This is a genomic window from Enterobacter sp. MGH 16, from assembly GCF_000493175.1.
Taxonomy (GTDB): Bacteria; Pseudomonadota; Gammaproteobacteria; order Enterobacterales; family Enterobacteriaceae; genus Enterobacter; species Enterobacter roggenkampii.
In genome coordinates this window covers 117,727-138,858 of record NZ_KI535696.1, presented here as the reverse complement: position 1 = coordinate 138,858, position 21,132 = coordinate 117,727, and the positions used below count along the sequence as shown (strand labels likewise).

At 51.1% G+C, this 21,132-nt stretch carries 16 protein-coding genes and 2 pseudogenes; 7 read left to right on the top strand and 11 right to left on the bottom strand.

Annotation, left to right across the window (positions count from 1 at the left end; translation table 11 throughout):
- Positions 1 to 263 precede the first annotated feature (263 nt).
- The 5 genes and pseudogenes from L362_RS00035 to parM form a co-directional block, all read right to left on the bottom strand.
- Positions 264 to 1,067: pseudogene (locus L362_RS00035) on the bottom strand (IS110 family transposase); the annotation flags it as partial.
- Between the two features lie 647 nt (positions 1,068 to 1,714).
- Positions 1,715 to 2,095 (bottom strand): hypothetical protein, encoded by a 381-nt coding sequence (locus L362_RS00040; RefSeq protein WP_023345614.1) that lies wholly within the window; start codon positions 2,093 to 2,095, stop codon positions 1,715 to 1,717.
- A gap of 145 nt (positions 2,096 to 2,240) precedes the next feature.
- Positions 2,241 to 2,504 carry a hypothetical protein gene (locus L362_RS00045; protein ID WP_023345612.1) on the bottom strand — a complete coding sequence of 88 codons (264 nt, stop codon included), beginning with the start codon at positions 2,502 to 2,504 and terminating at the stop codon, positions 2,241 to 2,243.
- A 3-nt stretch (positions 2,505 to 2,507) separates the two neighbouring features.
- Entirely contained in the window at positions 2,508 to 3,170 is a 663-nt protein-coding gene (locus L362_RS00050) for a plasmid partitioning/stability family protein (protein WP_023345611.1), read from the bottom strand.
- Positions 3,171 to 3,172: 2 nt separating this feature from the next.
- A complete protein-coding gene (gene parM, locus L362_RS00055; protein WP_196231170.1) occupies positions 3,173 to 4,144 on the bottom strand; it encodes a plasmid segregation protein ParM domain-containing protein in 972 nt (323 codons plus the stop codon).
- Between the two features lie 231 nt (positions 4,145 to 4,375).
- Between parM and umuD the strand changes: the two genes are divergently transcribed.
- A complete protein-coding gene (gene umuD / locus L362_RS00060) occupies positions 4,376 to 4,807 on the top strand; it encodes a translesion error-prone DNA polymerase V autoproteolytic subunit (RefSeq protein WP_023345609.1) in 432 nt (143 codons plus the stop codon).
- Complete coding sequence (locus L362_RS00065; RefSeq protein WP_023345608.1) at positions 4,807 to 6,078, top strand: Y-family DNA polymerase; 1,272 nt, start codon at positions 4,807 to 4,809, stop codon at positions 6,076 to 6,078. Before umuD ends, L362_RS00065 begins: the two co-directional genes overlap by 1 nt.
- A gap of 825 nt (positions 6,079 to 6,903) precedes the next feature.
- On the opposite strand, the gene L362_RS00070 is transcribed toward L362_RS00065, so the two are convergent.
- Together L362_RS00070 and sopA are read right to left on the bottom strand one after the other, a co-directional pair.
- Entirely contained in the window at positions 6,904 to 7,872 is a 969-nt protein-coding gene (locus L362_RS00070; protein ID WP_023345606.1) for a ParB/RepB/Spo0J family plasmid partition protein, read from the bottom strand.
- Entirely contained in the window at positions 7,872 to 9,038 is a 1,167-nt protein-coding gene (sopA, locus tag L362_RS00075) for a plasmid-partitioning protein SopA (RefSeq protein ID WP_023345605.1), read from the bottom strand. The genes L362_RS00070 and sopA overlap by 1 nt, the downstream gene beginning before the upstream one ends.
- A gap of 735 nt (positions 9,039 to 9,773) precedes the next feature.
- On the opposite strand from sopA, the gene L362_RS00080 reads away from it, so the two are divergent.
- Positions 9,774 to 10,784: a RepB family plasmid replication initiator protein gene (locus L362_RS00080; protein ID WP_023345604.1), complete on the top strand. Its 1,011-nt coding sequence runs from the start codon at positions 9,774 to 9,776 to the stop codon at positions 10,782 to 10,784.
- A gap of 246 nt (positions 10,785 to 11,030) precedes the next feature.
- Here L362_RS00080 and L362_RS24345 read toward each other — a convergent pair.
- From L362_RS24345 to L362_RS00095, 4 genes and pseudogenes are all read right to left on the bottom strand, one after another.
- A pseudogene (locus L362_RS24345) lies at positions 11,031 to 11,299 on the bottom strand (site-specific integrase); the annotation flags it as partial.
- 175 nt (positions 11,300 to 11,474) lie between these two features.
- Positions 11,475 to 12,251, bottom strand: coding sequence for a site-specific integrase (locus L362_RS00085; RefSeq protein WP_023345602.1), 777 nt, complete (start codon positions 12,249 to 12,251; stop codon positions 11,475 to 11,477).
- Entirely contained in the window at positions 12,248 to 12,592 is a 345-nt protein-coding gene (locus L362_RS00090) for a hypothetical protein (protein ID WP_023345601.1), read from the bottom strand. The genes L362_RS00085 and L362_RS00090 overlap by 4 nt, the downstream gene beginning before the upstream one ends.
- Positions 12,576 to 13,256, bottom strand: a complete 681-nt coding sequence (locus L362_RS00095) for a hypothetical protein (RefSeq protein WP_155249619.1) — start codon at positions 13,254 to 13,256, stop codon at positions 12,576 to 12,578. The genes L362_RS00090 and L362_RS00095 overlap by 17 nt, the downstream gene beginning before the upstream one ends.
- Before the next feature lie 1,078 nt (positions 13,257 to 14,334).
- On the opposite strand from L362_RS00095, the gene L362_RS00100 reads away from it, so the two are divergent.
- The 4 genes from L362_RS00100 (at position 14,335) to pifC (ending at position 21,123) form a co-directional block, all read left to right on the top strand.
- Complete coding sequence (locus tag L362_RS00100; RefSeq protein WP_023345599.1) at positions 14,335 to 16,956, top strand: TrlF family AAA-like ATPase; 2,622 nt, start codon at positions 14,335 to 14,337, stop codon at positions 16,954 to 16,956.
- A gap of 350 nt (positions 16,957 to 17,306) precedes the next feature.
- Positions 17,307 to 17,792 (top strand): hypothetical protein, encoded by a 486-nt coding sequence (locus L362_RS00105; RefSeq protein WP_023345598.1) that lies wholly within the window; start codon positions 17,307 to 17,309, stop codon positions 17,790 to 17,792.
- Between the two features lie 10 nt (positions 17,793 to 17,802).
- Positions 17,803 to 19,806, top strand: coding sequence for an AAA family ATPase (locus L362_RS00110; RefSeq protein WP_023345597.1), 2,004 nt, complete (start codon positions 17,803 to 17,805; stop codon positions 19,804 to 19,806).
- 228 nt (positions 19,807 to 20,034) lie between these two features.
- A complete protein-coding gene (gene pifC, locus L362_RS00115; protein WP_032638120.1) occupies positions 20,035 to 21,123 on the top strand; it encodes a transcriptional repressor PifC in 1,089 nt (362 codons plus the stop codon).
- Positions 21,124 to 21,132 lie beyond the last annotated feature (9 nt).

Genomic DNA, 21,132 nt, shown 5'->3' with positions numbered 1-21,132 from the left:
CACGACTGCAGTAACCGGCAGGCCAATAAGCTTAGCCGACTCACCAGAAGCGGCATTTCGGAACCGTCGGCTGGGGTCTAATGTAAAAAATAAAACACCCTAAGGATCCTGGATGGTTCGCTTTGAGCGAGGAATGGATAACATGCTCTCGACAAACTAACATAGCACGATATAAGCAAGTTCCGAGTCTGGCACAAAGCGGACTTTCAGGGATCCCCCTGATAAAATCGTTCTGACTCAGGCGAGTGTAAGAAATTTTATAACTAAGTGTTTAGACCGTTAGCGCCCTCATAAATCCAGTCTTTTTGATCCCGAAACATTGCATTGAGTATAGTGATAAATTTTCTTATACAAGCAGTAAGAGCCACCTTTTTGGGCTTTCCCCTTGCAAGTAATCGAGTGTAAAAAGCCCTGATTTGGGGGTTGAAACGCACTGCTGAAAGCATAGCCATAAAGAGAGTCGCGCGCAGACCTGACCTCCCTCCCCAGATCGCCCTCTTTCCCCTGAGTTGTCCGCTGTCCCTGTCATAAGGACAAACCCCAACCAGCGCTGAAACCTGTCGACGCGTAAGCGAGCCGAGTTCCGGAAGTTGTATCAAAAGAGTGGCCTGTGTTATTGGCCCTATACCTTTTACCTTATCAAGCAGCTTACGTTTCATAGCCAAAGTATCATCCTGGCGTAGCCGTAGCTTAATCTCGGCATCCAGAATATCAATCTCAGCGTCAAGCCATTTGATATGCCGCATGATTCCCTGCTCAATATAAACACCACATAGTTCCTTGAGACGGTTGGTTTCCATTACACGGTTCTGAACCAGCTGACGCCGACGCATCAACAGTATGGCCAAATCCTGTTGCTGCTCGCTTTTTATCGGCCTGAATTGCGGGGTCATGCGCCGACCATATTCGCAGATAATTCTCGCGTCGATTGGGTCACTCTTTGCCACCCTACCCATGGCTCTGGCAAAGTTTTTTATCTGACGAGGATTAATTACAGCGACTGGCAAACCCGATGCACTTAGCATTAATTCAGCAGTACAATGATACCGACTTGTAGCTTCCATGACGACTCCAGCTACAGTAAGCCCGCTTAGTGCTTTCTGTAATTAATGAACTCCCGAAGCTGAATTTTCCAGATGTAGCAACTGCCCGGTAGTGTCGATAAACACTTCCAGAGTGTTCTTGGCTACATCTATACCAACAATGGTTTTATCACTCATATTCAGTTCTCCCTGCCTTGCAGATACGGGCTCGTTATACGCCCAGGCAATTGTTCGGGCTAATACTGAGACTGATGTTGCGCAATGGTGCTCACCCTCGGGCTCATATCCCTGGACGAAGAACGTGCTGCAACATCAGGTAAATCACAATGAGTGTATACGTTTCTCATTGTCATACTGATCATACAAGGACGGAGACAACGTGAACCCTTGCGACCGCAGCGGCCGGGTTAGCGTGAAGGCACGGCGGGTAATTTCTTACGGGAGATATAAAGCGGAGGGAAAAGTTCACATTAAATTAAAATGTGATTTACATCACAAAACAATACATTATAATCGCAGAAAAATTAAGCGATTAGTTTTGACGGCAGGGATGAGATGTCACCCTGCCGTTTTTTTTTGTCCTGAAGAGGACAATGCAGGACAGAGGGTTACAGGATTGAGAGAATGCCAGCCGAACATTGGAATCTGGAAGTGGGCAGCTGGCACGAAACTTATTTAGCTGTTTTGCAGGCTGAGACTAACGATGATCGGAGTACGCGAAACTCAATTACGTCGTTACGCTCGAGAAGCTTGAGAGCGTCTGACGAACAGGCCATTGCAGCCTTCAGTGCCAGTGAAATGGCGAGGCTGCGGTAGCGGTTTTGCAGCATGATGGGGGCATCAGCAGGCACTGCGTCAGACACCTGTAGATATGCTTTCCATGCATCTGGCTGTGCTAAAGCATCACGTTCCACGGCTTCGAGCTGGTCTTCACGTTCCTTTTGCTTTTTCGTGGCCATCTGGTCAAGAACCGCCACTGTGGCTGCGGCATTCACCGCACCGGGTATTGCCAGTGTGAGCGCCACAAACAAAATTGCAGTATTACACTTCATTTGTCCTCCTCATTGTTGTTCATCTCCTTTATTTCCTGACAGTTCAACAGCTCGCTGGCCTCCGCCAGCGTCAGCCCCGTTCTCTTAACCTTTTGCATCAGTCCCTCCCGGGCTGTCTGGTTACCATTCTGAATGATGTTCCTGCTCAGGATCGGTTCTTCGGCTTTTTATCGTCAAACGCCAGGAGAACACCGAGGCCGATCAGCGAGGCGTAGCAGACCTGCATCGCAATTGTCACCGGCAGGGAGATATTATCAACCAGAACACCGGGAACCACGACGGCAACACCTGCCAGTATCATTCCCCTGCCGATCTTTTTTACCCGTTCCGGCCACTGAGATTCAGGCACGTTCCGGGCGCGCAGAAAGTTATGAATGCACTGCTCTGCTTTTTGTTTAATCACTGACATGTTCTAGTCTCCGAATGCCCGGCGCATATTTTTCTTTATCCTGGTCGCTTCAGCGGATACCGGTGCGGCAGGCTCTGCTGGTTTCTCCGGCACTGCAGCCATACTCACGTCAGCCGTACCAGCCATCTGCTGAACCAGAACCTGCAGCTCGCTGACCGTGCCGGGCGGTACCGGCATACTGGCCAGCAGACGCGGCAGCTCCGGTGCGGTCGTATGCAGGGCCAGACCGGTGATAATCAGGTTTCTCAGCAGCTCTCCGCGCAGGCGGGATGACACGCCCGTCAGCACACGCTCAACCCGTTCACTGCTCCGGTCATCCTTAAGCGTCAGGGTGTAACGCCGGCGCTGGTATTCCGTCTCCGGTGACATGGCCAGAGCCGCCACGCCACCATCAGGCTCATCAGGAAGTCCCGAGAGTGAAGACCAGGTGCCGGATACCAGCGCCATCACGGCACAAAGCCGGATGGCGCTCAGATGCCCGTCAAAGAACACCGGGATCAGCGCCGGTAAACGTGCATCCGTCTGGTACATCACCGCCCCGGCGGTGGCGGCGGTCCGGATGAAGTCACCACGCAGGGGCTGTGAGATGGTGCTGATGGTCGCCATCGCCGCGATGTCGGTGCGATCGTCGCTGTGCAGATAGAAAGAATACTGGCCGTCCGGCACGTTTAGTCCTCTTTATTGTAAAGGGCAATCTCTCTGGCCAGCGCCAGCTGCGGATCGCCGATAACCTCGATACGGTCAGGAGCCAGAGGCCAGGCCTGACGGATAGCCTCTTCAATGAGGGATGCCCCTCCCCCGACCAGGAATACCCGGTTAACGTTTCTGAAGGCCGTCAGCTCACTGGTGACACGCGCCCCCAGGGAAGTGATTGCCTCTGTAATTTTGTTCAGAACATCGTCAATTTTTCCGGCATCGTTGATCACTCGCTGCAGATACTGACGATCATTGCGGTTGCGGATGACCGTGTCAGCAATAAGCGCGCTGGTTTCGCTGTCTGCAGCCCGCAGCGCGCCTGCAGCTGCGCGGGTGACCTGTGACACGCCGACAGACGGATTGCCGTGTACCGCACTGATATCATCAAACTGTCCGACAATCACGCCGGCATCGAGCGTGGTTCCGCCGAGATCGATAATCAGGGTGGTCTCAGCGGGTCCGGGCTTCAGCTCCGCGAGACGGGAGAACGCCGCCGGCAGTGATTCCGGCATCACCTTCACGTCCGTTACGGTAAATGCCCTGCCCTTATTCAGAACCAGCTCACGCATCAGGTTTTCCCGTTTGCGTCGGATATTCTCCTCGGTCCGCTGGCAGTCCCCGTCATAATACTCGCTCAGGGGCAGCGTCACGGTCAGGCTCACCGGCTGCGGCTCAAGTCCGCTGTTCAGCAGCGCATGATGCACGGCCAGCAGGTTGAGATCACCGTACTGATATTCCACGTTTGTTGTCGGGATGGCATCCCGGCTGACGCTGTCCCAGGTGTATTTCAGCGTGCCCACCTGATAGTTGAACGTTGCAGCACTGAATTCCGCCACTTTCCAGCCATGCCGGAAGGAGTTAGCAGAAACCCGGGTCTGCAGCTCGTTTCCTTCAAACCATGCCAGCTTAACATTAGTTGAACCATCATCGCAGTAAATATTCACCATTATGCTCCGTCAATTACACTCAATTTGATACATATTATAAGAGCAAAATGGAAAAATAAAAGCCTTATTTCTCATTATGAGTAACATAAAATAATCAAAATGATATTATTGAACATTTTGAGTAGCTTAGGTTACTCACTCTGTTCATGGCGCAGGCGATCTGGATTATCCTCACGCTGTTAAATATACTGTATGTATAACCAGTATATTTAGACGTCAGGAGGAAAGATGAAACTGCAGCTTTTCAGCACCGGGAAAGTACTCCCGCCACAGGTCCATCCGTTGTTTGCAGACCTGGCCAGCTGCGGTTTTCCCAGCCCTGCAGCTGACTATGTCGAATCCGATCTGGATCTCCATGATTACTGCATTCGGCATCCGAGCGCGACTTACTACCTTCGCGCCAGCGGAGACAGCATGGCCGACGGCAGCCTGTACAATGGCGATCTGCTGGTTGTGGACTGTGCCGAGAAGCCCCGGCATGGCGATATTGTTGTGGCCAGCGTGCAGGGGGAGTTTACGGTCAAACGGCTGCTGCTGACGCCACGACTGACCCTGCAGCCCATGAACGCCGCCTGGTCGCCGATTTATCCCGACCCGGACGATCTGGATATCTTTGGTGTCGTCACGCACATAATCCACCGCCCGAGGGAGATGTACTGATGTTTGCCCTAGCCGATGTGAACAGCTTTTATGCCAGCTGCGAACGTGTTTTCCGCCCGGATTTGAAAGGAAAGCCGGTAGTAGTGCTCAGTAACAACGATGGCTGCGTAATCGCAAGAAGTGCCGAGGCAAAGCCCTGGATCAGAATGGGCACGCCGTGGTTTCAGATGAAAAACGAAAGGTATCCGGAAAAAATATACGCGTTCTCAAGCAACTATGAACTTTATGCCTCGATGTCGGCGCGCGTGATGAGCTGCCTGGAGGAGCTGGCTCCGAGGGTGGAACAGTATTCGATTGACGAGATGTTCCTCGATCTGAACGGTGTGGAGCACTGCATTGACCTGGAGGACTTCGGCCGGCAGCTGCGACAGCACGTGTATGACTGTACCCGTCTGACCATTGACGTGGGCGCCGGACCGACGAAAACCCTGGCAAAATCAGCCCAGTGGGCCTCAAAGGAGTGGAAACAGTTTCGTGGCGTGCTCGCTCTGACCCGGGGGAATCCTCAGCGAACGCGGAAACTGCTTTCACTGCAGCCGGTGGAAGAGATCTGGGGCGTGGGAAACCGTATTGCACGCAAGCTCAATGTACTGGGCATTAAGACCGCACTCGATCTGGCCCTGACGAACCCGGCCTTCATCCGCAAAAATTTCTCCGTCGTTCTCGAGCGAACAGTGCGCGAACTGAACGGGGAAAGCTGCATGTCGCTTGAGGAAGCACCGCCAACAAAGCAGCAGATTGTCTGCAGCCGCAGCTTTGGTGAGAAGGTCACTGAATACGATTCGCTCCGCCAGGCGGTCTGTCAGTACGCAGAGTGGGCCTCAGAAAAGCTGCGTAAAGAGCGCCAGTACTGCCGGCATATTTCCGTATTCATCAAAACGTCTCCGTTCGCCGTTAAAGAGCCTTACTACGGGAACGTGGCCACGGAGAAACTGCTTACCCCCACTCAGGACACCCGGGACATCATTGCGGCCGCCACAACGGCTTTGGGGCGAATCTGGAAGGACGGGCACCGGTATGCCAAAGCCGGTGTGATGCTGAATGACTTCACCGGCTCCGGCGTCTCGCAGCTGCAGCTGTTCGACGAACGTCCGCCACGTCCTCACAGCGCTGAGCTGATGAAGGTTCTCGATGGCATTAATCATTCCGGTCTGGGACAGGTCTGGTTTGCCGGACGAGGGATTGCGCCTGCATGGCAAATGAAACGCGATATGCTCTCCCCTGCGTACACCACCCGCTGGAAAGATATTCCCGTTGCGAGGATCAGATAAATTCTGCTTTTCAGAGAGAGCCAGTAGTGCTCGCCGCAGCCGAACGACAGGGCGAAGCCCGCGAGTGAGCGAGGAAGCACCAGGGGAACAAAACGAACATAATCTTCTTACGCACCGAAAACAGGAATCACTGTAACAATCTCAAAATCGGTATTGTGATAGAAACAACTGAACAGAGTGGGACCATGGTCCCAGTTAAATCCGGCGTGTGGAATCGATATTCCCAGTGGGGTTTGACGGGTGAGTTCTGCCACGCAAGTAGGAGGTGGGACCGTGGTCCCAGTTTAATCCGGTGTGTGGAATCGATATTCCCAGTGGGGTTTGACGGGTGAGTTCTGCCACGCAAGTAGGAGGTGGGACCGTGGTCCCAGTTTAATCCGGTGTGTGGAATCGATATTCCCAGTGGGGTTTGACGGGTGAGTTCTGCCACGCAAGTAGGAGGTGGGACCGTGGTCCCAGTTTAATCCGGTGTGTGGAATCAACATTCCGGGCGGGGTTGACGGATGAGTTCTGAAACGCAAGTAGGAGGTGTGACCATGGTCCCAGTTAATCTGGTGTGTGGAATCAGTATTCCGGGATGGGCTACCGTCTGTGTTCTGATATGCAGGTTGAGGGGGAACCGTGGAACTAGTTAAGAAAAAGTAGCAGGAACTAGATTTTAGATTATGGTAACAATCAGGTTGAGAGAAGAAAACAGACCTTTTTAACAACACTGGGCTAGAGTGCAGAGAATAGCTGCTCCGGATGTATATATTCCGAAGCAGCATGTAACGCATTAAGGATATTGAAAATTAATGATAACGCTCGCTTGTATCATTAAACAGGCTAAACTTTTTGTAAGTCGCGAAGTATGCTTTCTATCTTCTCGATACACTCGGCAGGCAAGCGTGATTTGTCGAGATTAAAAATGACCCTATCGCCTTTGTAAAGAGCTGTAGCTCCAGGTACAAACTGGTGACGGGTACTGAGATTAACTTTTTTACCGGATGGCTCTTTAAGTATATCTGTTAGTAAACCGATAACTTCCTCGGGTTCAAATATAACCCCCGCTTTCTTTTGCTCATGAAGCTGCTGTGTCTGTTGCAATAGTAAAGCTTCTTTTCCCGAGAATGCCTTATACAGAGCCTCACCGGAACGGGCAGAAAGTTCACCGGGATGAGTAAAGAGGGCAACCACGGATTTTGGTAACAGAGCCGTGTTTATGCAGCGCGTGATAATTTTACGGGAAATATTCTCGGCGTCTGCCAGGGCGGAGACATTGCCGCTAAATTCATTTTCCAGCCGTAGTGCATAGCGCTTGCCCCGTTCATAAGCACTGACTGGGCGGTAATCATTACCCAGCCTGGATAACGACATCATCTGTTCGTCATCGAGATCGCCCACAAGAACGCGATAATCCGATGATGTCAGTATGGCTGCTTTCCGACGACGACTGCCATCTGCAATCTCGATGACACCTCCTTCTACCCGTCGTCCGAACGCAGGCGTCTGCTGACCACTCAGGAGGAAAGAGGGGATCAGATCATCAAGCGCGTCTTCGGTCAGTAGCTCCTGGTCACGTTCATTACCTGACCAGACCCTTGATGCCGTTTCAACGCTCTCGCCCGGGATGGCTTCGAGAATAAATTTCACTTCCCGGCCACAAACCGGAAGCAGAATGGTATTCCCGCGGGCCATGGCTCCCACCCGTGCAATTAATGAATCAACCATCGGTGCAGCGGGTGCCGCTGACGGATCAGTTTCGGGGCGGATATCTTTTACGGTATGTTTTGGAATAACCGGTGCACGTTTCATTATCTGATCTCCCAGCGAGGTTTAATCAGACGATCAAAAATTTCATTACAGACAGGCTCCCAGATAGACAGCGCATTTCGCCAGGCTCCTGTAGATGAGCGCTGATCGATAGCCTGCTCAAACACCGTTCTCATACGGATCTGACCTTTACCGACTTCGTCGGTCTCGCGAACTACGTTTTTCAGTACCATGCTTCCCCAGGCATCGCGGATCTGTTCTTCCATCCAGGGTGACTGTGAGCCATTGTTATTGCTGTACTTGGTCAGAAGAATTCTGACGTCAGGTTCAAAACCCTGCAGGTCCACGTTTTTTAAAAGATCGCGCAGCATGTCAAAAAACTGAAGGGCAGAGGTGTAATCGAATAACTCTGCGGGTGTTGGCACGATGAGCACATCCGCAGCACAGACGACATTGATGGTACCAATACCGAGGTTTGGTGCACTGTCGATAACAATGACATCATAATCATGAGCCACCGTTTCGATGGCCAGACGAAGCATCATGTGAGGTTCTGTCGGCAGTTTCCCGTCGTCAAACCTTCCCATGAGCTCTGTCTCAATGCGGTGCAGGGCCAGGCATGACGGAATGATGTCGAGACCCGGCCAGCAGGTGGGCTTGACGGCATAGGCAGCATCATCGCGCTCACCCAGATAAAAAGGCAGCAGTGTATCTTCGGCATGGATATGCAAATCAGGAACCCAGCCGTGGTACATGGAGGCAGTGCCCTGAGGATCGTTCCCTTCAACAAGAAGGACCCGCAGCCCTTTCAGCGCCAGATCCTGTGCCAGATGGACAGATACGGATGTCTTATAGACCCCTCCTTTATGTGCTGCTACTGCGATAACGGGCGGAACGCTGTCATCAGGACGGCGCAGACGGGTGCCAAATACATCCCGCATGTGGTTAATTTGCTCAATGGTGTAGCCCACCCGTTGCTCCACACGTCCACGCATTTCCATATCAGGATGGGGAAGGCGTCCAGCTTTTTCTGCATCGCGGATCGCCTGAGAAGAAACGCCAATCAGATCGGCGGCTTCACCCACACGCCAGCGCCGGGTGATTTTCCTGGCCTCCGGGCTGTCATCATTAAACTGAGCAATCGCGATAGCTTTCGTCATTTCATGACCGGCCGCTATGCACTGGTCAAGCGTGTCCATCAGTCCCATTATATGTTCCTTGTCTTCAGCTTTGCATTAAGCTATTAAATCTTGATGAAAGTTGCAAAGCAACATTAAAATTGCAAACCACATCAAAAATTGCAAAGCTGATCGGAATACAACCATATTCATTTCAACATGACCCTGAGATGCCAGCCTTCACACCTTAGTAAATATCATCCGCTCGCCGCAGAAAGCGTGCGCACAGGCGCATGCGTCGAGGAAGCGGAATTACTGCACACTTGAAGGATCTGGTGACGCTCCACAGCTGACAAGGGTCACCGGTGGTCTGAAGTATGAATACTTCACTAAAGTATGCAGATTATTGACTGTGGTATGTAACTGATTAGGGTAAGGGGAGTGCAATGGAATGCATTTTCCTGCATATCGCAGTCAATATTATTATCTTTCGGGCTACTGAATTATCTCATTGTTGTACCTGAATTCGTTTTTTGTAATGTCAGTCGCCATGTGTACAGGACGCTGACAGTTATTCCATACTTCGATCCAGTAATTGATCCTTAAGGAGATCATCTTGAGATCAAAAAGAGATCCCCGGATCGTTCAATGCCCCGTTGCGCCTGGGCCTGGATGCTGTCTTCATTAACTGCGGTGTGTGGTATGTTGACTGTTGTGTGCGGGATCACCTATTGCGGTATGCGATTGTATTAACTGGGGTATGTATTTCCGTTGACTGTGATATGCATATATACTTTCCTTTGTAGATAACTGCGGGTTAATAGAATGGCTATGGAAAATAATGAGTTACCCCTGAATCTTCAGGAGGTCAACAAGACAACGGGCGAAGTTGTTAAGCTGGATGTCAACAGCGCCAGTACTGTTCAGCCTGTAGCGCTCATGAGACTTGGTCTTTTCGTTCCTACCCTGAAATCGACCTCCAGGAGTAAGACTAACCGCAAAAACGTCACGGATGCGACTGAGGAGCTCGTACAGCTGTCCATTGCCCGTAGTGAGGGGTACACCGATGTCAGGATCACCGGATCGCGCCTTGATATGGATACTGACTTCAAAGTCTGGCTCGGGATCATCCGTTCAATGTATGATTTTGGCGTCAAGGATGACACGCTTAAGCTGTCTTTTGTTGAGTTCGTTAAAATGTGTGGTTTTGACTCCCGACGCTCTAACAAAAAAATGCGCGACAGGATCAGCAACTCTCTGTTCAAGCTTGCGTCCGTGACCCTCAAGTTTCAGAGTGAAACGAAAGGGTGGACCACACACCTGGTTCAGTCTGCCTATTATGACATCACTGCCGATGTCGTGGAGATCAGGGCAGAGCCCAAGCTCTTTGAGCTTTATCAGATGGACAGGCGGGTTCTGTTGCGTCTGAAGGCCATCGATGCCCTGCAGCGCAAGGAGTCTGCGCAGGCACTCTATACCTACATCGAAAGCCTGCCACAGAATCCGGCTCCCATATCCATGAAACGTATGCGTGACAGACTCAATCTGACGTCTAACATCTACACGCAGAACCACACGGTGCGCAAAGCTATGGCGCAGTTGAAGGATATCGGCTATCTGGATTACACCGAATTCAAACGCGGCCGGGCCACCTACTTCAGCGTGCATTACCGTAATCCGAAACTCATTAGTAGCAAGGTCGTTGTTCCCCGTGAGCCGGAAGAGGAAGTACCTGAGCAGAACTATGACGAAGTGATTAAAGCCCTGAAGGCTGCAGGTATTGATCCTCAGAAACTGGCAAAAGCGCTCAGCAGCGTGAAATCGGAAAATGACTGAGGTATGCCATTTTAGGATGTGTTGACTGTGGTATGCGCTCTGCATACCACAGTCAATTTATACGGATTCATCATCCCGTTTAGGTTTTGCCTGCCTTAACTGCAATATGCGGATACGCCTCCCGGGGTATTGATATTGACTGCGGTGTGTGTAATAGCGGGCAGTCTACTGAACATCTTCACTGCAATATGTGTCCCTTCATCACTCAGTCAATATTGTGCGTTAGGCTGGATGCCCTGAGTCCGGTACTTTCACAAAGGGTCTTAACCCGTCAAGATCAAAGGATTTCGGGGTCAGCGTCCGGGATTCACCGATCCGCACACCGGTGTTCCAGAAAGTGGAGAACAGTATGTAATGGCGAAGATCCGGCATATAGATGAGCAGGGCTTTCACTTCGGAGGCGAGGAGGAACGCCAGGGAGCGCCGGTTAAGATGGCCATCCTTCTGAGTGAGACCGCGGTCGGAAAGTCGACCCCATGGGCTATCGGCAACAGTGAAATGCGTTCTGGTGAAATGGGGTAATGCCAGGATGGACAGGATCGGAACGAGAAGGTAAATAATAAAGAAGAAGTAAAGTGTGCTACGTGAATTCCGGCCTTGTACCCTGTCAGTTTTCACGTAACGCAAGATTAATTTATTATCGAATAAGTGGGTTTCGTTACAACTGTCTGTAAACGTTTGCAAATTTAGTTATCTGGTTTTCAGCATTGCAACAGCATCAGCCTCTGCCATTGAAAACTGTACCCTGTGTCTTGCTGCGACATCGAGCGCAAACACCTTCGTATACACCTCCGTCGAGCTGATGCTCTTATGTCCCATTAAACTCTGGAGCACCTTCAGCGGTATGCCGGCATACAGCATGTGCATGGCATAGCTGTGGCGGAATGTATGCGGTGTAACCGGCACGGAGAATGTCACCCCGTCTGCCGCCGCGGCTTCCACCGCTTCGCCGATCCAGGTGCGGACCGTCCGGTCGGTGATCTCCCAGATACGCGCTTTCTCGGTTCTTCCGCTTCGCTTGTTACGTCGTTCAAGGGGTATTTTAAGCGTGGCCACCATCATCTCCAGCTGACCGGCATAGTTAGCATCAGAAAGCGGAACGATACGATGAGGCTGGCTACCGGCCGGAGCACGGCCGGCCGTTCTGGCTGCCTTCTCGGTGCGCTGTTTGAGCGTGGCCAGCTGCACGAACGGGTAGGGCGGTGCCAGCGAAAAATCTCCCCTTGTCAGGGCCAGTGCTTCGTTAATACGGGCGCCGGTGTTCCACAGGGTGGCCAGCAGCATCTTGCGGTGAAGATCGGGCACGTAGTGGAGCAGGGCGCTCACTTCCGGCGCCAGCAGGTATTTCGGCAGTTCGTCCTGAACGAGCGCCATCTGGCGCAGGGCCAGTGCGGCAGGATAGTCGATGGCCACCGGCAGCTGCGTGGCCGAAAAGGAAACGCCCTGGCCTGGTATTGCCGGCATCATTGCTTGTTGTCCCTGTCGGACAGGTATTGCTCTGTAAGTCGTGCCAGTGCTTTCTGCGCGTAATCCTCGCCCGGGAGCACACTGATTTCTCCCCGGCGTTCCATCTCGGCGCCGATGGCGCTGAGGGTCGTCGCTACCGGAAGCAGCCGGCGCAGCTGCAGGGCGTGCCCGCATGCGGAACGGATGCGATCGGCAAATTCATCCTCATCGCGGGAATATGCTCCCGGCGCCGGCCGTTCCCGGCCATCCTTTTCTGACTGCAGCTGCTGGCACAGTTCCAGAAGCTCGACAATATTATCGGAGATAGCGATTGCTTCAGAACTGTCATTCACTGCTTTCATTCTTCTTTCCCGGTAAATCACAAAGAGCCCTAATTTCTTTTTCCAGCTCAGCACATTCCTCAGAAAGATGCCTGTACCTTGCACGCCTTTCACGGAAGTAGGAGGCATTCTCCGGATAGTCATCGTGGACATCACGTTCAACTTCCAGATAGCGTTCAGTCGACTGTTGTCGCAGAGAAAGCTGTCGGATGCGGAGAAGCAATTCTCCCGGGAGCACAGCCCAGTCTCCCTCAATATCGCTTATATCAGGGAGTTGAGCATGGCGTGTAGGAATGCGGACCATTTCTTCATTCGCCTGGTTTCTGTATTCACCGGAGTCCGAAGCCACAAGATTAAATTGATAGCGGCACTCTTTCAGATAGAGGATAAGGCCGGCACCGATGAATGCTCTGTCGGAAGCAAGTTTTTGTACCTTTTCATTTTTTTCCTTCCGGGCGATAAACCACTGGGTTACGATACCGCCGGCGATTGCCATCAAACCACCAATGAAGGCGGAAAACACTGGCACCCAGATTTGCAGATTATCAGCTACTGGCTGGGTACTCTTGATCATTGTTGTTGCTGGCTCAAGTCCCTGCATTCCTTCATGCGTAGCCGCGTCAGCGACACAGGAAGTACAGCCTAGTAATACCAGGGTGACCCCTTTTTCGGAAAGCTTTTTCATTATTCGTACCATTCTCAATTCCTTAAACCCTTTGTACCGGACTGCACCAGGGTAGCTGAGAAATCCCGCCCACCTTACTCAATATCCCGTTAGGGAATACTGCCAGGCGGCCTCCTTACTTAGTGGTATTTTTGTGGGCTCTGTTTGCCAGTTAATCTCTTGGTCGAGCGGGGAAAGAGGATTACCAATGTATACCCAGACACCTGCAGTTAGATCTTTATACGCGAGCATCCTTTTAGTGCCCGTGACAATGACTGGCATATGGCTATAGCGGATTAACACAGCTGAAATTTTGTGTCTGGGAGGAATCGGATCTTCTCTTAACCATAAATCCTGATGCCCATGCTGGTTAGTCAAGTAATCCCATACATCTTCTAATGATTTATGCAATTTATCTTCCTTTGTAATAGTAACCTAGGGTAATTATGACGCGCGGCATAGTCAGCTGTGTACTACCCCACGTCTGTCACTTGTATGATTTTCCTATGCCGTAACTTTTATCATGATGATAATAATCAGGCATATAGAAACTCAGTTAAATTACCGGACGACCGTATCGCTGAGATCCGACTTTCTGCATATTAACGGATTTCCGGAAGTGTACCACGGTGGAGAAATAAGCGCGGCGGTAGTAACCCCGGGGTGGACCTGGCCGGATACCCAGTGGAAGACTGCCGTTAAGTCCCCGTCATTCCTCAATATAGGTCATAAAACCGTTTCGTTTCACGGAAATTTTCGGGGGGCATATCTGAAGATCCGGAACCACCAGAAATCGGATCCTGGAGTGCAGAGAAAGGAACTGATGCCAGAATAGCAATAATCGTTTGTTATTTTTCCCAAACAGGCACTATTGTCATATATGCAATAATTATCAGACTCTGTTATCTGAAGAGTCAAATCTCAAGCTGCTGACCGCTCGCTCTCATTCGTAAACTGTTAAATATATTTCAGATGCAGATCAAAGAATGATTAACCGGTGATGGAAATAAAATGAAGCCGGAACGGGATCACCCTAATATGAATGAAATTATACGGCGCCTCTGGGCATTCATCAGCGACTGAATAAAGGTATCAAGGAATGTATCCCGTATTTGAGAATGGATCCTGCTGGGTCAAGGTTGATTTTCACCTGCATACCCGTGCAGATAAAGAATTTCGCTATGCCGGAGAACCCGACGAATATATTCGCGACTACGTCAGTGCCCTGAAAGCGGCTGATGTGGGAATGGGCGTGATCACCAACCACAATAAATTCGATCCCGGCGAGTTTAAGGCATTGCGCAGAGCCGCGCGCCGTGAAGGCATAGGGCTGCTTCCCGGCGTTGAGTTGTCCGTTAATGATGGTCAGGCTGGCGTGCACACGCTCGTGGTGTTTGCCGATGACTGGTTTATCAATCCGCAGCAGACGAACCATATTGAAAGTTTCCTGACGGCCACGTTTGCGGGCGTTGATAATTTTGAGAACGAAAATGCCCGTTCAACAGAAAATATCACACAGACCATCCAGCGCCTTGACCGGTACGAACGGGATTACTTTATCGTGTTTGCCCACGTTGAGGCGGATAACGGGTTATGGGGAGGGCTGAGCCCTGGCCGGATCGGGGAGCTTTTTGATAATGACCTTGTCCGCCGGCGCGTGACGGGATTTCAGAAAGTAATGACCCATGACCTGCGGGTCAAAATTCAGGGCGTGCTCGGTGCGCGCTATCCTGCCGAAGTCCAGGGATGCGATGCCAAAACGCTGGATCATATCGGTGCCAGAAAAGTCGCAAGTTACCTGAAACTGGGTGATTACAGTTTTGACGCTGTCCGCTTTGCGCTGCAGGATTTCCCGCATCGCGTCGGCCCGGAGAAACCGGCCCTGATCCACAGCCATATCCGCCAGATAGCCTTCGAGGGAGCCGGTTCGCTCGGCGGAACCGTGGTCAAATTATCTCCGGAGCTTAACACCCTGATTGGGATCCGCGGCAGCGGCAAATCCTCCATTCTTGAAGGGATCCGGTATGCCCTGGACATTCCGTTTGGCGAGAAGGCCTCTGACCGCGACTACAAAGAAAATCTGGTCAGTAATCTACTCAAAAGCGGGGGGAAGATTACCGTTGACGCCGTGTGCCGTCACGGACGGGCCTATCAGATAACCCGCATCTTCGGTCAGGAGCCGCAGGTTATTTTTGACGGTCAGGCCCGGGACGGGGTGGCGCTCCGGGAAACGGTTCTGCACAAGCCGGTGTATTTTGGCCAGAAAGATCTGTCCAATACCGGCGCGGGATTTGAACACGACCTGATTGAAAAACTGGTCGGGGAGCGCCTGGCCGCCGTGCGGACCAAAATCCGGCAGCAGAATGAAGTCGTCCTCGACAGGTTACGCGAGTATCGTCGTCTGAAAACAACAGGAGAAACACTCTCCGAATGGCAGGCGAAAGAAAGGGATGCGCAGTTCCGCCTGCGCTTTTATGCCCAGCATGGTATGGAAGAAAAACTGGCGCATCAGACCACCTTCGGACGGGATGAGCGCTACCTCAGCAGTACCACTGCACGGGCAACCCTGGCGCTGGACAGTCTGCAGGACGGGATCAGAGAAACACTCGATGAGCTGAAGCAGGAGCAGAAACATGAGTCAGCGCATAACCAGGCAGACATTGATGATTACAGTGCGGGATATGATCGCTTCACGGCCCATCTCGACTCCCTGAACACCATCGTGGACGGCGCCCGCCGGCTCCTCACAGAACTCGATACGAAGCAGCAGGCCTTCCTGGCGAAAAAGCTGGCGCTGACGGAGGAATTTGCCGAAATAGAGCGTGGCCTGGCTGAAGAACTGCGGCTGGCAGGCGTGGAAAACGCCGATCCGGCTGACTTTCTGAAGCTGAAGGCCGGGCTGGAACGTGCGGAACAGAAAATTGCCGAACTGACCCGAGCTGAAAGCAGTCAGGCGTTTCTGGAGAAAAGTCTGACAGAGGCGCTGAGCCGATTGTACGAACTGTGGGTGGAAGAATATCAGGAAATTGAAGCCGTGCTGGCCGGCATCAGCCAGGCCGGCTCACCCCTGAAGATCGTGCCGTCCTTCGCAAACGACAAAAAAGCCATGCAGGCCATTCTGAAAGAGGCCTTTACCGGCAGCCGGCTGCGGGAAAGTACCTATCAGACCGTGGCTGACGCCTTCAGAGACTTTGGGGAACTCTGGCTGAACAGGGACAAAATCCCGGGGATTATCAGCGGTTCTGCAGAGACGTTCAGCGAGTATCTGGAACAGCAGGTAGAATCGCTGATTGCCTGGCAAATACCCAATACCTACTCCATTGAATTCCGGGGTAAACCCCTGGAACAGCATTCGCTGGGTCAGCGCGCCTCCGCATTAATGCTGTTTGTTCTGAATCAGCAGGATAATGATGTGGTGATCATCGATCAGCCCGAAGACGACCTGGACAATCAGACGATTTATGACGACGTGATTAAAATCATCCGGGCAATGAAACCCCGCACGCAATTTATCTTTGCCACTCACAATGCCAACATTCCGGTGCTGGGAGATGCAGAAAATGTCTGTGCCTGTGAATATTCAGACGGAAAGATCCAGGCTGCCGGTGGGGGCGTGGATGCCTCCTCTGTACAACAGCACATCATTTCAGTGATGGAGGGAGGGCGGGAAGCCTTTGAGCGGCGCAGGGAGGTTTACGGCTCATGGCTCAGCAAAACCTGATGCCACTATGTTCATTGAGCATGGAGAAAAAGCCGCAGATGCGGCTTTTTCAGTCTCCGGATACCGGGGTTTTCGGATCCCGGCATAAGAAGAGATGAATTATTGCAGCACAGTCAAGAAAGAGGACGGATTATTGCTGGATGGAGACTATTGCTTTTTAGGCTAAAAAACACACCATTTAATACATATATGTTAGTAATGATGAATCTTTTTCGATAAGCAAGAATGATATGAAAACCACAATGATGTTATTTAAAAATCAGTTTAAAATACAGACTCACATATTGTAGAAGGACTGGGTCTTCCCGATACTCTTCCGTAAATAGTGTTCGTATCTTTTAAGGATAAATATGATATTTGCACGGCAATCAAATGAAACTGCTCATAATGAGCCCTCTTTTGTCAAAGATTTCCACTACCTGACAGCTCTGATACAGCATCTGGGCGCGCATGAACGCTGGAACAGCAGAACCCCCAGGAATATTGCTGATAGTCTGGGCATGGATATGCAGGAGGTAGAACGGGTGCTTGCTTCTTACCCGGCATTTTTCAGATGCTCTTCTAACCTCAGTTCTCAGGGCGAGCCCCTTTATATGATCCATCTCCGCTATGCCAGAAGAAGAAAGAATAATGAAACTGACGCCCGTGAATCTCCTCCTGTCAGTGCGGCAGAGATGGGTATCATGCTGGATCTCGTGACGAAGATGATTGCCGTGGAAGAACAGAACAAAAGGCTCAGCTTCGAAATTAAAACCAATAATCTTAAAATATGGTCTGCTCTGGGGCTGGCCTTTCTTTCTTCCGCCACTGCGATTGTTACAGCATTCCTGAAATAGGAGAATATGAATGAAACTGGAATCTTTTCGTGTTCGAAACTTCCGCTCTGTGTTTGACAGTGGGGTGATAACCACTGAGAAACTGACAGCAATTCTGGGAAGGAATGAAAGCGGGAAAACAAATTTGTTACTTGCTCTTAAAAGCCTTAATCCGGCAGAGGGTTTCGGCAAACTCAATGATATAAAAGATTTTCCAAGGAACAGAAAATTAAGTGAGTGTACGCCTGATACACCAGTAGTAGATACCACCTGGACATTAACAGAACACGAACTGGCTGAACTCAGTGCAATTTATCCACGCGCAAAGAATATTACATCTGTCACTATCTGCAGAAGATACAACGGAGAGAAAAGATATTTAGATTTTAACGGCCTTGATGGATTCACATATGACGTAACTAAAATCAAAAAAGATGTCCGGAAAATTGCTGCCCAAATAGAGCTTTTTTTTGAAAACCCGGAAAACAACACCGAACAAAGTCAACCTGAACAACAAGCAATTAAGGATATATGTAATGCCTTGCTGCCTATTCCGGCACGACCACGTGGCTGGTCAGAACAGGCTAAAGGCAAACCTCAGGAACTAAGAAAATTTCTTACTAAGTATGACATTGAGCTAAAACCCGACTCCGAGGATGCCCTTGATGAATTGGAGGACACGCTCGACGAAATCAGCAGTGATGACACCAGACAAGCAGAGGCACGAAAATGGGTCATGAAAAAACTACCTGTCTTTGTGATGGTTGATGAATACCCTGAACTGAACGGCCACCATCACATGGCCGAATATACTCAGCGTAAACAACAGTCTAAACTAACGAATGCAGATATTAATTTTGAAAAACTGTGTAAGGTGGCTGGGATTGACCCAGCCGAACTGACGGCTAACAGAAATAATTCAGAAGTTAGAAATCAGCTTGTAAACAGAGCCGGAGCAGTCGTCACGACAGAAATCAGAAGGCTATGGCAGGACAAACCTCTTAAAATTCGTTTCAATGTGGATAGTGATTATTTCGATACATATGTTTCTGATTCAAATAATTCCTACGATGTTGAGGTGAACCTGGATGAGAGAAGCCGAGGTTTTAAATGGTTCTTTTCTTTCTATATAACATTTTTTGCAGATACCAAGGGCGGTTCAGCAGAAAATGCTATTATTTTGCTGGATGAGCCCGGACTTTATTTACATGCTAAATCTCAGGCTGATCTTCTCAATCATCTGACCAATGATTTTGAAAACCAGATTATCTATACCACTCATTCTCCGTTCCTGGTACCAATTAAAAACATTTCCGATGTAAAAACTGTCTCGATTGCTGAAGATAAAGGAACGACTGTTACCAATGATCCAAGCGGCGATTCAACAACTTTATTTCCATTGCAGGCCGCGCTGGGTTATGACATTGCGCAGTCTTTATTCATTGGATCTCATAATCTGATTGTCGAAGGTGTAACTGATTTCTGGTACCTCAGCACAATTTCAGATGTACTGACGTCTGTCGGTAGAAAAGGCCTGAACAGTAAAATCACCATAACCCCTGCCGGCGGGGCACAGCGCGTATCCTACATGGTTTCTCTACTGTCCTCTCAGAATCTCAATGTTGTTGTACTTCTGGATGATGAGAAGCAAAGCCGGGAGACTTCAGTTGAGCTTCAGCAGCAGGGCATGCTTAACAGAAAGAACGTGGTATTTGTGTCTGATGCTCTGGAGTCAAAGCGTGACGAGTGCGATATTGAAGATCTCTTTAATCGTGATACTTTCCTCAAGCTGGTTGATGAAAGTTATGATTTGAAGCCTGGCACTCTTAAGCTGAATGAGAAGATCCCGCGAATTGTCAAACAGATTGAAAATGCCTTCTCGACAAACAAAAAACATTTTGTGAAAGCCAAACCCGCCCGCGCATTCATGACCAGTCTGAAAGATGGAGATAGTCAACTGCTGTCCGCAGAAGAACTGGATCGGTTTGAAAAGCTGTGCGATTTGATAAACAAAAGAATGACGGCCCGCAGCTGAAGGAAGTCACCCCAAGGCCCGATTAATCGGGCCTTTAAGTTTCCTACTTTACCTTTTTTCGGATCTCAGGAGAAATAAGAAGAGAGAACAGAAGGCGTAGCAATCCCGGCATCACTTTCCGTAGTTATAGATTCATCACAAACATATGCGTCAAAGGATAAATTTAATAACACATTTCATTGATGCTAGGTTAGCATGGCGAACAAAACAAACATGAAAGGAACGTTGATGCTCAGCCAGCTTAACCTGCGTTTTCACAAAAAGCTGATCGAGGCGCTGAAAGTGCGCGCCGGTCGCGAAAATACTTCGGTCAACGCCCTGGCCGAACGCTTCCTCGATGACGGCCTGAAAACAGTCGCGCCCGGCGACGGGTATTTTCAGCTGGTTGCCGATCCGGAGGCCACGGTCCGGCAGCTGTACCGGCATATCATTCTCGGCCAGACCTTCGGCACCGCGCCCGTTTCCCGGGACGAGCTGCGCTTCATCCTGGCCTATGCCCGGGAAGCCTTTCTGTGCGGCCGGAACAGGGTGGCCACGCTCCCGGCCCTGCGCACCCTTCTCGACATCACCCGGGACCTGCTGGCCTGGCAGGCTGAGAACGACCGTCCGGTGGACGGACATTACCTTAAAGGGATCTTCCGCCTGGCCGGGGAGAGCTGGACGGAAGAATTTGACGCCTTCCTGGCGGCGCTGAGCCCCGTGGTGGATCAGATGTATGCCGAACACCTGCTGCGCCCGCTGGAAAGCGACTGTTTTGTCCTGGCGGACGTGCCGGACGCCGTGCTGGGGGAAATCTTCACCCTGCCACGGCTGAAAGCCATTTTCCCCCTGGTCCTGCGCGGGCTGGACTGGAGCACACAGAAAGCGACAGCGCTGGCGCAGGATCTGCGCCCGGTGATCCCGGCCGTGACGCAAACCATCGAAGCCGGCACCCTGCGCCTCGATATCCGCATTGACGGCCAGCATCCCGGCGAGCGCCCGGGCGCCTGGTACAATACACCCCGACTGCACCTGCTCATCACCGGCCAGGACTTCGTGGTGCCGTACGGGTGGGAAGCCTTCTCCGAACTGCTGGGGCTGTTCACGCTGTACGCCCGTCATCCTGAAGCCCTGGCGCACGGCCACCAGGGTGAGCGCGTGATGTTCTCCCCGCCGGGAAACGTCACGCCGGAGGGATTCTTCGGCATCGACGGGCTGCGGGTTTTTATGCCGGCAGAGGCCTTTGAGTTGCTGGTCAGCCAGATGACAAGTGACACGGTTACCGGTCAGCTGGCAGACGCCCTTAACGGCCTGCGCTGCCTGTATGGAGATTTGTGAGGAGAGGCT